Source organism: Paenibacillus sp. RC334 (assembly GCF_030034735.1).
Classification (GTDB): domain Bacteria; phylum Bacillota; class Bacilli; order Paenibacillales; family Paenibacillaceae; genus Paenibacillus; species Paenibacillus terrae_A.
In genome coordinates this window covers 3,904,516-3,918,201 of sequence record NZ_CP125370.1, presented here as the reverse complement: position 1 = coordinate 3,918,201, position 13,686 = coordinate 3,904,516, and the positions used below count along the sequence as shown (strand labels likewise).

General features: G+C 43.0%; 12 protein-coding genes. 9 read left to right on the top strand and 3 right to left on the bottom strand.

What is annotated here, in order from left to right; genetic code table 11:
• The first annotated feature begins 224 nt into the window (after positions 1-224).
• Complete coding sequence (locus QMK20_RS18030; RefSeq protein WP_283652695.1) at positions 225-2,618, top strand: polyprenyl synthetase family protein; 2,394 nt, start codon at positions 225-227, stop codon at positions 2,616-2,618.
• Positions 2,619-2,722: 104 nt separating this feature from the next.
• Here QMK20_RS18030 and QMK20_RS18025 read toward each other — a convergent pair whose 3' ends face one another.
• The gene (locus tag QMK20_RS18025; RefSeq protein WP_283652694.1) at positions 2,723-3,301 is read right to left on the bottom strand and encodes an RBBP9/YdeN family alpha/beta hydrolase; all 579 of its coding nucleotides are present in this window, start codon (positions 3,299-3,301) and stop codon (positions 2,723-2,725) included.
• A 448-nt stretch (positions 3,302-3,749) separates the two neighbouring features.
• On the opposite strand from QMK20_RS18025, the gene QMK20_RS18020 reads away from it, so the two are divergent.
• Complete coding sequence (locus QMK20_RS18020) at positions 3,750-5,495, top strand: methyl-accepting chemotaxis protein (RefSeq protein ID WP_283652693.1); 1,746 nt, start codon at positions 3,750-3,752, stop codon at positions 5,493-5,495.
• A gap of 199 nt (positions 5,496-5,694) precedes the next feature.
• On the opposite strand, the gene QMK20_RS18015 is transcribed toward QMK20_RS18020, so the two are convergent.
• Entirely contained in the window at positions 5,695-6,264 is a 570-nt protein-coding gene (locus tag QMK20_RS18015; protein ID WP_283652692.1) for a DUF1697 domain-containing protein, read from the bottom strand.
• A 34-nt stretch (positions 6,265-6,298) separates the two neighbouring features.
• Complete coding sequence (locus tag QMK20_RS18010) at positions 6,299-6,508, bottom strand: hypothetical protein (protein ID WP_283652691.1); 210 nt, start codon at positions 6,506-6,508, stop codon at positions 6,299-6,301.
• 553 nt (positions 6,509-7,061) lie between these two features.
• Here QMK20_RS18010 and QMK20_RS18005 point away from each other — a divergent pair.
• From QMK20_RS18005 to QMK20_RS17980, 7 genes are all read left to right on the top strand, one after another.
• The gene (locus tag QMK20_RS18005; RefSeq protein ID WP_283652690.1) at positions 7,062-7,334 is read left to right on the top strand and encodes a hypothetical protein; all 273 of its coding nucleotides are present in this window, start codon (positions 7,062-7,064) and stop codon (positions 7,332-7,334) included.
• Between the two features lie 630 nt (positions 7,335-7,964).
• Positions 7,965-8,030, top strand: a complete 66-nt coding sequence (locus QMK20_RS27715) for a hypothetical protein (protein ID WP_404580119.1) — start codon at positions 7,965-7,967, stop codon at positions 8,028-8,030.
• 119 nt (positions 8,031-8,149) lie between these two features.
• Complete coding sequence (locus QMK20_RS18000; RefSeq protein ID WP_283652689.1) at positions 8,150-8,695, top strand: GNAT family N-acetyltransferase; 546 nt, start codon at positions 8,150-8,152, stop codon at positions 8,693-8,695.
• Between the two features lie 147 nt (positions 8,696-8,842).
• Positions 8,843-9,382 carry a CueP family metal-binding protein gene (locus QMK20_RS17995; RefSeq protein ID WP_283652688.1) on the top strand — a complete coding sequence of 180 codons (540 nt, stop codon included), beginning with the start codon at positions 8,843-8,845 and terminating at the stop codon, positions 9,380-9,382.
• 294 nt (positions 9,383-9,676) lie between these two features.
• Positions 9,677-10,675 (top strand): ABC transporter substrate-binding protein, encoded by a 999-nt coding sequence (locus tag QMK20_RS17990; protein WP_283652687.1) that lies wholly within the window; start codon positions 9,677-9,679, stop codon positions 10,673-10,675.
• Between the two features lie 340 nt (positions 10,676-11,015).
• Positions 11,016-13,079 (top strand): methyl-accepting chemotaxis protein, encoded by a 2,064-nt coding sequence (locus tag QMK20_RS17985; protein WP_283652686.1) that lies wholly within the window; start codon positions 11,016-11,018, stop codon positions 13,077-13,079.
• 157 nt (positions 13,080-13,236) lie between these two features.
• Positions 13,237-13,620: an immunity 22 family protein gene (locus QMK20_RS17980; RefSeq protein WP_149093863.1), complete on the top strand. Its 384-nt coding sequence runs from the start codon at positions 13,237-13,239 to the stop codon at positions 13,618-13,620.
• The last annotated feature ends 66 nt before the right edge of the window (positions 13,621-13,686 follow it).

Sequence of the window (13,686 nt, the reverse complement as noted above, 5' to 3'; positions counted from 1 at the left end):
TCAACAGACGGTTTAAAATCGATTATACTATATAATTCGAACGGTATCAGACCAGTCAGTAAAGGTACATCTGCTTGATGAAGCCAATAAGTGTATTTTTGTAAGCAGCATAATAATTTCGTAACCTCACAGATTCTTTCCCGTATAAAGATAAAAACATGATCCGCCCCATTCCCGTCAGGGAAGAAATGCAACCATGTTTAACAAAAATAGAAGTTGAGGTAATGCATCGTATGAATGAGGAATTTATAAATCAAGCCAATACAGGATATCAGCTGGCTGAGCAGAAGGCGGTTCAGTATTTTGCATCACTTTATGCACAGGTCGTAGACAAGACTTATGTAACTACCCTGACGGAAGATATCCAAATGTGGAAAAGGAATCATATTCATCATTCTTCATGGCTATCCTTCTTTTCGAGGGCAAAGAGAAAACCTGATACTCGGGATTATCATAGATACATTCAATGGCTGAATTATACAGGCAAATTGGATGATTACCTGGATCGAAGCGTCTCCTATATTTATATGAGGGATCTAGGCAAAGCTCTGGATTCTCCTGACACACAGACCCGGATTCAGCGTGCCATTGCTGACATCAAAAAACACTTGATTCAATCCACCAGTGCAAACGGGGGAGACCAACCAGAATTTATGAATTTGGCCGGGTTGTATCGGTGGGCCCAGAAGGAAGGCATAGAAACCGCCACAATTTGGGTGATCAACAAACTTAGGTCCGTATCCTCCCATATTCCAAAGGAAATGGATGCCGAGCAAGCCCAGCGCAAACTGATTAAGATCATTATCGGAGTTATTCTGCATGTGATGGAAGAGATGGACGATAAAGTGTCACCTGTGGAACGTGCTCGCAGACTGGATGAAGCCATCAGGCTTGGTTATTCCTATGGTCTAACCTATCCTTTCATTGACGATCTTCTCGATTCCCAGGTTTTGACCGCTCAAGAGAAAGAACAATATTCCCGTATGATACGTGCTGCGCTTCTCACTGGATCTGTGCCTGAGTTGGGCGATTGGACCGGAAATAATATGGAGTTAATTCAATACATACACTCAGAGCTCTCGGATGCTTTTGAGTATATTAAGGAACATCAGCGGCCGGATACACAGCAAACATTTTTCGAGCAGTCCTATGTCTTTTTTCATTCCCAGGATATCGACCGTGTCAAGGACCTAACGCGTGCTAATTACACCAATGAAGAGCTTTATATACCTGTCATTTTAAAATCTTCTTCGTCCCGATTGATTGTCCGTTCCGTGATTGGTGCTCCCGAGGATGAGGGCTTTGAGCAACGAACATTCTTTTATGGTATCTATAACCAGTTGGCTGATGATTTTGCAGATATGGTTGACGATATGAGAGATGGTGCGGTAACACCCTATACCTACTATTTAAAATATCATGATCAGCGTTCGGATCTTATCAATCCCTTTGAATTATACTGGGCGGTTATTTCCTATTTGATCCATAACGTATATGATTCCGATGCCATGGCCCGTGAGGTGATACTGGATCGTGCAATGAATGGACTCAAACGTTATAAAGAACGTGTAGGTACTGAAAAGTATAATGAAATGATGGAGATCTTTGCATCCGGAAATCCGGAATTCAATCGACTTATCCAAGAGATGGTGCGAAAAGCGGACAATGTAGATTTCTTCGATAAACTGCTTCGGGACCAGATGATTACCAGTCTGAAAAACGATTCCAAGGAAAAGGAAGACTTTTTCAATACGTTCAAAATGATCCGCCATCAGATTAACAACCAATTAAAAATTACCAAACCTCATGTGATTCCAGCGATGAAAGGGCAGCTTATTGATGCTGCAAATTACAGTCTCGAAGGGGATGGGAAGCGGATACGGCCTATATTGACTTGGGTAATGGGTGTGAACGAATATGGACTTGACGCATCGGCAATCGTGCCGCTTCTGAGATCATTGGAGTATATGCATACCGCATCCCTGATCTTCGATGATCTGCCTTCTCAGGATAATGCGTCTACCCGTAGAGGGCGTCAGACCTTGCATCAGGTGCATAATAGCGCTACCGCGGAATTAACCGGTCTGTATCTGATTCAGAAGGCGATTGGGGAACAATCGTCACTTGACCAGTTCAATGCCGAAACCGTACTTGCTTTGATACAATACTCGGCCCAAAAGGCAGAAGATATGTGTATGGGACAGGCGATGGATCTGGATTCCAAAGGAAAGCAATTGACACTGGAGCAGTTAAATATGGTGTGCTTTTTCAAAACCGGAGTGGCATTTGAGGCTTGTCTGGTGATGCCTGCCATGCTCGCACAGGTCAAGGAGTCGGAAATTGCTGCTTTGAAGAAATTCGCGTATCACGCGGGGATTGCCTTTCAGATTAAAGATGATTTACTTGATGTGGAGGGAGATCTGCTCTTACTCGGAAAACCTGTTGGCCAGGATTCTGAGAACAACAATTCGAATTTCGTATCCATCCTGGGTCAGGAAGGTGCCGGTAAAGAGATGTGGGAACACTACTGCCTTGCTATGGAAGCGTTGAAAGAGGTACCCCGCAACATCGCTTTTCTGAAGCATTTAATGAATTATATGGTAACCCGGGACCGTTAAAAAGGGGCGTACCCCATTGCTTAATATAAGCGATGGGGTATTTTACGAATTTAAGTGTTACCTTTTACGCTCACTCCATGGAATTCATTCGGGCCCGAAGCTTTTCAACTCTTCATCATATCCATTAAAACTTGATATGCAATGGGTAAGGAAGTAAAGCCGTCACGCTCTAAAAAGTGTCCTCCGTGCTCTACTTCGTGGAAATCAGCTTGGATATCTTTCGCTAGTTTCTTACTGAGTGCAAAGGGGACAATCGTGTCATCCTTTGAAGCAATAACTGTACGCATCTTTACTGAGTCCATGATTTGCTCATAATCCAACTTATCAGTTGTAAACTCATCTAATGACGGCAGGGTTGGCACTGGATCGGTAAAACCGGAGACGAAGACAAGACCACCGAGTTGCTCTGGGATACTTACTTGCTGCAAATATCTTAATATGGAAACACACCCCAAGCTATGACCAACAAAATAGGTATCCTTATGTAGAACCTCAATACTTGATAATAAATGTTGGGTCCACTCATGAAGCTGGGGAGCTTGCGAATTGGGCATATCCAATATATCTACAGAAACGCCATCTTCCTGTAGCTTGTCTTGTAGCCAAGGAAACCAATGATCAGACGGTGAAGCAGTGTATCCATGGATGATATACACTTGTTTTTTGTTTTGTAGGTTTGTCACAATAGGTTCTCTCCTATTTATCCTGTATTGTTCTTGATTTGTTGATGATATATGTCCCAGTTTGGTATAAAGACTACTGTTTTAGTTTAGCAAATTCTCCAAGCTCGTGAGAAGCTAAAATAATAGTCATATTTGAGGATTTTGCAAAAATCCAATAAGCGACTTCCAATGAACAATATATAGATCGAAATGGTCTAGTTCGTCTATATATTGCACTTCGGAGCGACTGGAATCGAATTTTGCAAAATCCTGATTTGTCTGTCCCAAGCTCACTTTCACAGGATAAATATTCTTTATTTTAGCAGCACTGTTATTTTTGTTACAATATTAAGCGCTTTCTTCCGATATATATATCATCACGGTGTAATCTCTTAATTCTTATGGTTTGGGGGATAGTATCCATGGGAGCAACGTGATCTATTATACATAGACGACTGGAGGGGTTTTGATGAGAACAAAACTATCAGACAGCACTAAAAAAGTAAAAGGATTTAGAGATTTAAAGGTAACGACAACGATGGTCTCCATGATCATGATCAGCTTGGTGGGTTTGCTCATTGTATCGTTGGTAGGGGTTCTCGGCATGTATCAAGCTAAAGAGGGACAAGGTATTTTGTATATGGATCGCTTTCAACACCAAACGAATATTCTGGAAGTGAAAAGTGATTTTTATAACATGCGGGCCAACTACACCAAAGTACTCGATAATGAGGAGTACACAGATAAACAATATAAGCAGGTACAGAAGGGAAAAGACAGCGTTGCATCAGGGTTAAGTAAATTTTCGCAAAAGAATCTGGACCCGAAGGAACAGAAATTGTACGAGGAACTAAGAAGCAGCATAGACACATATTATCAGAATATTGAGCAGATCATGGCAATCAAAAAAAATACCGGAACATATGACAAGGAAGAGAGAGGCCGGATTAATACATCCAGTACGGCAATTGTTAAGATACTGACCGATATTTCTGATTACAACAATGAACAATCGGCCAACTTATATCAAAATACGCAAAATGAGATAAAAATGCGCACAATTGTTTTGATCGTGATTCTGGCTCTAGTGCTGGCTGTCCTTAGTATGATCTCCTTTTCGGCCATTCGGAATATCCGTTCTCGGATGAGCACCATTACGAAATACTGTGAAGAGATTACCCAAGGCAATTTAACGGCAGCACTTGATCCGACCCTGCTCAAGGGAAATAACGAAATCGCTGTCATTGCACGTGCCATTCAACAAATGACAGATGCAACCTCAATGGTTATTACGGGAGTTATCAATGAATCTCGCCAAATTAATCAGCTAAGTGATCAGACGAATCATAATATGACCGATCTCAATGAGCGGATTAGAGACGTATCGGCTACAGTCGAACAGCTATCAGCAGCGATGGAGGAGACTTCGGCATATACAGAAAACATGAATCATTCTGCCGATGAAATGCAGCGGGCGGCAGAGTACATTTCGCACAAAACTCAAGAAAAAGCGCAGTCTGCCTATGATACAAGCCTAAAGGCCGAAGCGTTGAAGTATGAAGCGAGTGAGTCCAATAAAGCGTCCAAAGAGATTTACCGGAAGGCCAGTGAAAAGATGACGGAAGCGCTGGAACAAGCCAAGGCGGTAGACCAAATTCGTATACTTTCCCAGTCCATTCTGGAAATTACGGCCCAAACCAATTTGCTGGCTTTAAATGCATCTATTGAAGCGGCTCGAGCCGGTGAGTCAGGTCGGGGGTTTGCAGTTGTGGCTAACGAGATTCGCAAGTTGGCAGATGGGTCCAAGCAGGCGGTAGATCAAATTCAGAATGTTACTCAAGAGGTTGTACAATCTGTAGCCAATCTGACGACCAATGCCGAGGAATTACTGGATTTCCTGCATGCCAAGGTGGGCAAGGATTATCAGCTGCTTGAGGATACGGCAGAACAATATTACAATGATGTAGTTGAGCATACGAATACAGTTAATGATTTGAACGCCACATCTAAGCAGGTGAATGCAACGATCCAAACCATGGTGAGAGCTATCCACGAGATTGCAACAGCCAGCGAACAGTCTGCCGTATCTACTCAGCACATTGCTGAGAACATGGTTTCATCGACGGAAAAGTCTCTTGAAGTGGCACAACAGTCTGATCAGGTGAAGGAAAGCGCTACCCGATTGAATAAACTGGTCGAAGGTTTTACTATTTGACGAAGCTAGTCTGGTGAGTGGTATTCCATATGAAGGGTTGACTTCACCAGTTCGATAGGCAGAGTCTAGTGGGAACAATACATCCAAGAAATGCAGTTGGGGAGCCGCAAGTAGGCTCCCTTTTTGATTTTATCCTCTACGGTTGCTCTCGGATTTGTCTACTAAACGAAAACAAAATGCTTAGGAAGGAGGCTTCCAATCAGGAGTCTAATGCACGTAACTCTTCCTGCTCAGCTGCTTGCATCAGCTTATAAATCTGCCGGGTCGTGTTCACATTTCGCACCGTCATATGCTGATACAGACTGGAGCCGGCCAGTTTCGTCATCCCGCTTTTTGTGATATATTCTCTGCTGACAGAAAACAGAATGGCCCCAGGCGTATACATTATATTGCCTATTCCCGGCTTCAAAGGAAGCTTCTCCAGAACGGAGATATCGTTAATTTCATCCCACAGAAAAAATACATCACTTTTCATCTGTGTATCATTAGACCATTCCTCCGGCAATGCCTTCACAATCGCCCGGATTTCCGCCATGTTGCGAACGATGACCCGGATAGGCAGGCTAAAATCCTCCAGAATCGCCTGCTCCAGTTGGAGCGACAGCTCCTCGTTGGATTGAACTTTACTGGAAAAAATGATGTTTCCGGAGTTGATGTAAGTCGTCACATGGCTCATGCCTGCCTTTTCAAACGTTTCCTTGAGCTTTTTCATATTAATCTTGTTGTTGCCACCCACATTAATGCCCCGCAGCAATGCAATATAAATCATATAAGGCCCACCTCTCTTGTACAAAAGGATTTTATTAACACAGGGATAGGTATTCAAATGAGGATTTTGCAAAATCCTGCAATAAATACGTGGTTTGATTTTCGCCCAGCAAATGATGCAACAATGGTTCTACGTGCTCGATAAATTCATTTTTGGTTTCGTATGTGTCTTCGTCTTTTAATTCTCCCTTAAAGGTACGGGCAGCTTCAATCAGGATGGAAAGAGCCGTAAAGAAGTCAGCCAAAAAGTCGGCAACCTGCTGTGGCGCGCCACCTTCATACGCAGCATATACAGGGGAATGGGCTGCCCCAGTATCGACAATAAGTGGATCGTCATTATAAGTGGCGATTACGACATGATGGGGCGGCCACGAGGAGGATTCCTGGACAAGCTCGCCAGCTCCAATCCAGCGATAGCCTAGCTGTTGTCGATATAGATGCTCCGGCGCAGCAAAAAAGAGAACAGCCCGTAGGCTTCATTATACAAGTTTTGTTGTTGTACAAAACGGGCCAGAGCTCCGCTTAATTGTTGCATGTGTGTTCATTCCTCTCTGCTTGCAGGAGACTTAAATACGCCTTTTTTCAGAACCCCCTACATATTATCCGTTTCTAAGATACCATAATACAGAAATAAAGAGCACATGTTTCTATATTTAAGCAGTACGATTAATTCATTATGCAGTCTTGTTGATCCAGCCAGATTAATATTACAATATAGGTTGAAATGGATAGATTATTTAAAGAAGGGATGGCGACATGTAACTTTAGGAAAAAGCCTTACCTATGCAAGGAGGAAAAATGTCATTTTCTAAAATGTACGACTATCAACTAAGAGCTTATTTCAACGAACGCATTTCTGATTTAAATCATGAATATTTTTTTATTCCTATCCTGATCGATAAAGATGATATTTCGTTGGTGCGCTGGCATGATTTATTTAATGGGCCATCATTCGTGCCAATAGACCGTGATTTTCTAAACGAAGCTGACGCTGAGCGTCTGATTAGATTGCTATCATTAGCTTTTAATGTTTTCGATATCTTATTATCAACATCAAGTTTCGCATCTTAGAGATGAATCCTATGGATTTGAGATTGCCCAAGACAGGGTGTTTTTTCTTCATCATCTTTTATTTGAATTGGGTTTAGGTGATGATATCTATGAACGTCTAACGATTGAAAATAATAAAATGATGTTCAAAATGGAAAACTCACAAAAATGTGATTTGCACATGCTTATTGATGTTTTGCATGAACATATTCACAAAAGTAAGATGGACATGGATGTACAAGCAGCACTGGAAAAGATTAAATGCTTACAAGGCCAATTAGTCAATTTTATTATGGGCAGTCATGATTTATATGATTTTCAATACGATGATTTCAATAAGCCTTCGTAGATGCAAAGATATTTATGAGGACCTATAGCTCTGATAAAAATAGGATTTTCCAGGTTCTTCTCGACTGTGTGAATGAGTATCAATCTCCAACAGAACAGTTAATTTCCCATTTGATACTAATGAATTATTCCTATTTTGTACTCAAAAGAAAGAAATCCGGGCGAGATTACATACTTTAAGGCATTGTGTAAGAAAAGGCCGGGATTCTTTATGAAAGTATTAGCTGCATTGCTTGAAATCAGATTTTTTATCGATCAAGCAAGCTTTGCAAACGAACAGTATATCCTGAAATACCGCCAAAGGTGTGTTATAAGATAACAGAGTATGGAGAATCTTTTAGTTCTGTTTTCGAGGTGATTGAAAAGTGAAGGAAAGAACGTCAACGACGTTAAATCCTTGGTTGGGAAGAGGCATTAAGTGACATTTGTTGCGACACTACATCAGGCCAAATGCAAAAAAAAGACTAATGACCAGGAGTTTTGACATCATGAAAAAACAGTTCAGCATTCAACTCGCTGTTCCTTCGGATCTGGAGGCGGCGGATATTGTTTTTGAAAGTTCCATATCTGCGGCATTTGAACAGGAGGGTCTGGAAGCCTTAATCGACGACATGCAGCAGGAGATTGAGCACAAAAAGCGGTTGCTGCGTACATCTTTGTCAGCTTTGAATTCAGACTTGTTCTTCCTGATGGCCAAACATAACCATAACGTCGTTGGAACGATCTCTTATGGCCCTTGCGGAGAAACTATCAGGAAATGTACCAACGATGAACTCGGACATGTGGGGACATTGGGAAGTTTATATGTGCTGCCCGGTTACCAAGGACAAGGAGTAGGCTCGACGCTAATTCGGGCTTTGATGACCAGGCTGAAGGAAATGGAAGTTACGCATTTTTGCCTGGATAGCGGCTTCAAAATAGCCCAGACCAAATGGCTACGGAAATTTGGCGCACCCTACACCATTGCGAAGGATTATTGGGGCAAGGATGGAGATCACATGGTGTGGCTATGTGAAGTGCAGGATTTTCTATAAAAAATGGAGTGAAAACCGCCTGTTGCTTAATTTTCGGCCTGTACCAGAGATGAATGTGAGCATATGGTGACATAAAGAGTTCATCCTGCCATCCTGATGTGCACTCGTTTATAATAGTAAAAAAAGGGACAAGGAGATGAACTCAAGATGAAAAAAATAACCTTGATAGCTACGGGGTTAGTTGCGGTTGCCATAGGGACATACCTGATTGCAGGGAATGCCCAGCGAGAAGAAGCAGATAACCAAGGAGCGTCAAATATCAAGCAATTGGTGCATGATTTCAGTACAAGAAAGGCAACGGCCCAGTCCGCTTCCATCACTTCCAGTCAGTTGAGCATAACAGAGGATGGTACCACAACAAAGGCCTACGTTTTGCCTGATAACGAGTTTTTCCTTTCGATAGCCCCATATATGGAACAGACTCACCCTTGTGCAACCCATAGCCTGACCGGTTGTCAAGGTGAAATGAAGGATGAAGAGTTCAGTGTAACGATTCACGATTCTGATGGAAATTCAGTCATGAATAAAACCTCAATAAAATCCCAGCCCAATGGATTTATTGATCTATGGCTGCCGCGTGACAAAACCTATAGCGTTACGGTGGAGCATGAGGGGAAAATTGCAAAATCCAAAATCTCCACGTTTGAAAACGACGATACCTGTATTACCACGATGCAATTGGGTTAACGCAATAAATTCAAATCTATATCCGGATTCCTGTGTGCAGGAAAGGGACTGGGAATGCTTACAAAGCTCTTAACATTCGGAAAATATAACGACACCAGGCACCAACTACCCCGTGGTAGGAGTGCCTGGGTCAGCGTTGCGCTGAACCGGAAAGCAAAGCATGTCAGTGTTTCCGTTGACCATTCGACACTGTCTTTTATCATTGACAAAATTGTATTTCTCCGTCATAATTCAAAAAAATGATAATGATTATCATTATCTATAAAATGTACATACACGAGGAGAATATGTTCTATGAAGAAGGGTTTGAGCGGGATTTTAGTGTTGCTGGTTTTTGCGCTTGTTCTGGCAGGCTGCGGAGCGGCAGGCAATGTATCGGATACAAGTCAGGCGTCAACTTCCGGCAGCACACCAGCCGAAGCAGCGGGACCTGTGAAAGTAAAGCATAATCGTGGCGAGGTCACACTCGACCGGCCAGCACAACGTGTTGTTGTGCTGGAATGGACATTTACGGAGGATATGATTGCGCTGGGTGTTCAGCCCGTTGGTAATGCGGATAATGCTGGATACAAGCAATATGTGACTCCAGAGGCGGCTCTGGACAGCAGCGTGACCGATGTGGGAACACGCAACGAGCCCAATCTGGAGGCGATTGCTGCATTGAAGCCGGATCTGATCATTTCCAATGCTGATGGAAATGAAGCTATCTATGATCAACTTAGAGCCATTGCACCGACAGTCGAATATAGTCTGAATAGCGGTAACGGCTACGATCATGACAAAATGGTAGAGATTTTCAACAACATCGCGGTCGCTCTTGGAAAAGAAGACAAAGCGAAGCAGGTGCTGAAGGAGTTGGATCAGCATTATGCGGAAGCCAAAGAAAAGCTCGCCGCTGCTGGTAAAGCGGATTTCCACTACATTCTGACACAGGCGTTCACTTATCAAAATGCGGCCAGCCTGCGCATGTTTTCGGATAACTCGGTGGTCGCCGGGACACTGGCGAAGAGCGGGCTGATTAACGATTGGAAGCCGGACAAGCTTGAACAGTATGGTTTTTCAACCGTTGGCATTGAAGCGTTGTCTGCCGTTCAGGACAGCAACTTCATCTATATTGTGCAGCCGAACGATGATGTTTTCGGAGCAGCGCTGAAAAATAATTCGGTCTGGAACGGCCTGAATTTTGTCAAAGAAAAACGCATTTATGCATTGGACAGCAAGACATGGACGTTTGGCGGTCCCATCTCATCGAAAGCGCTGGTTGATCAGGTTGTTGCGGCGATTACGAAATGAGCTAGGTCCCAGTATTCCGTCCGGTTTAGAATCGGCATAGTCTCTAAAACCGCAGCACAAAAAGCCCGCGTCTCCCGCGGGCTTTTCGCTGTATCCTCTTACTCACTCCTCGCCAGCTAAACCCGTCGCTCCAGCTCCCTGGGTAGCACCTTACATTACTAAACCCAGCTTCATTCATGGCCAATAGATTAGGACAGGTGGATGCGCCTGGAGCAGTGGCAGTAAGACGAAGATAGCAAAACTTTAAATTGTGTATACTAAAAACCTATTAAAACAACTGCAAACTTCCGACATATTATCTAAGAGCTTTTCGCTCAATACTCCTCGGGGGGATGGCAGCATGTCACAAAATATTAAAAAGCGCGTATTCAGATCATCCAGCATTGCGAACACATTAGCCATTGTGTTGTTAGTCATTATCGTTGTCGTCTTTGCAACCTTGGGGACGTTCATGTTTGCAAGCACGCAAAGCATACTTATCAAGCAGCAAGAGGCCATGCTCCAGACGAAGACGCAGGCCATCGTCAGTCAATTCGATGCGTTGTTTAAGGAAAAGGGATCGCTTGTCAAACAAATGTCAACGAACAACCTTTTTCAGCAATACATAGAAACAACCCAATCGTCAGAAATGGTGAAAACTTCTCCATATGCTGCGGAAACAGAAGCAACTCTGGCAGCCATTGTAAAGGCAGAGCCATCTTTTGCCGACGCCTGGATTGCAGGAATATCTGGCAAAGGCTTCTTTCTTCAGAATGATGGTGCTGCTTCCAAACCGGATTACGATATCCAAAAACGTCCGTTCTTCAAGCCAGCTGTTGAAGCAAACGGTTTATACTACTCGGATCCCTATATTGACGTCGCTACGGGTAGTGTGCTCATGGGTATTTTCTATCCGATCAAAGATAACAGTAACCAATTAATTGGATTTGCAGCAGCTGATATTGCCTTCAAAGATATCCCTGCCCTTATGCAAAGCTATTCGCTTGGAAGCACTGGTTATTCGATTCTTGCATCCAAAACAGGTGATATTTTGTATCACCCCGATCAGACTAAAGTGTTGAAAGAAAAGATTAACGAAAGCACAGGTGATCTTGGGGAGATCGGAAAGAAAATGATTGCCGGCGAGTCCGGAGTACAGCTGATTAATGACAATGGAGAACGTCGTTATATCGGGTATGCAACCAGTAAAGATACCGGGTGGTCCGTAGGCTTAACCATTTCTGAGCAAGAGGTGCTCACAGAATTAAAAGCCTTTACTTGGCTTACCATTGGCGGTTTTGCCGCAGCCACCATCCTGCTGGTTGTGATTTGTTATATAACGCTCCGTTATCTGTTGAGATCGATACCGAAGTTGCTCGCAAAAATCAAGCTGATTGAAGATGGAGATTTAACCGTTCAGTTTGATACGCATTCCAACAACGAAATCGGGCAAATTTCTCAAGGAGTTTACACCATGGTTCAAAAAATTCAAGGCATGCTCCAAATGGTGGGTGGCTCAGCTCAAGTCTTGAATCAGTCTTCTCACGATCTGCAATCCATATCTTCCAGAACCGCGGTCACGATGAACGATACTGCAACAGCAATCAATGAAATTGCCAATGCGACGAACTACCAGTCCATCGAAACGGATAACATTTTACAAAAAACCGGAGCATTATCCGGCCAAATTGACGAAATTGCCAATGATGCCAAAGCCATCGAAACGATGGTGCAAATCTCTGCTGAGCAAAGCGGACAGGGGCTTGCTGTAGTAGATCAGTTATCCAGATGGGCTGAAGAAAATCACAATTCCACACAAGCGATGTCGTCTATTATTCAGGATATTGATCTGAGCCGTCATGAGATTTCGAGCATCGTGGATACGGTCAACCAAATTGCAACGCAGACCAACCTGCTGGCACTCAATGCTTCCATTGAAGCTGCACGTGCAGGAGAACAGGGCAAAGGCTTTGCCGTTGTTGCCGGGGAGGTTCGCAAGCTGGCTGAGCAGACGGCACTGGCGACACAGGAAATCTACAAGAAGGTACGTGTGATTGAAGAAAAAACCAGCGTATCGGTTGAGCATACGGCTCACGGCCTGAAAATTGCAGAAGAAAATGCCAGATCGGTGAAGAACACCAAGCAAGTATTCTTTAGCATTAACAAGGATTTGGAAGATTTGAAATTGCGAATGATCCAGATTAGCAACAACACCTCCAAAGTCCACAAGCACAAAGATGAGATTTTGCAGGCGCTGGAAATAATCTCTTCCACCACGGAGGAGAATTCCGCTTCAACCGAAGAGGTTAGCGCCAGCACGCAGGAACAATTGGATAGCATCGAGCAGGTTGCTGAACTATCCAAACAATTAAACCAATTGTCCAATAAGCTTCAAGACGAATTAAAACAGTTTAAGGTCGAGTAACAAGTCTATTAGGCATGATTTTGACTAAATATTCAGCAAAGCCCGCGATCAGCGCGGGCTTTTTACCTTCAACAGCTGTTGTGGGGTAGAGGGCATGGTGGCTGGTGCGGGATACAGATAGATTAAACGTATAAACTGAAATTTAGCGGGGTGAGATATGAATTGCTTTGAAAAAAATATGGTGTCCGTCTGGTACGGTCACTTTGCCTCTGATGATGAGTTATTTGAATATGTTGAGATTAAATACCCGGAAGATGAGAATGAGGATGTTTTTAGCGATTTTTTAAATGACCATGAAATAGATGATTTTGACGAAGATTTTGCTGAAGGAGTCTTTCTGATGGATGGGGCAGATAATGGTATAAAAGATGTTTCCTTTGTTGATTCTTTTTTATCTCCACTATTACATGATTTGAGTAAAATAGATGGCAAATATAATTCGTTGTTCTTTATATATGATTGTAATACAAGCGGTCTATCTGAAAAAAATGGCGACAAAATGCGCTTTTTAACGGCTTATCCTTATTGTATTAACAAATGAGAAACAAATAATCAGGCTCATCTTTTGTTTATGTGGGGAGTAGAGCGAGTTCCAATTGGATAGCTA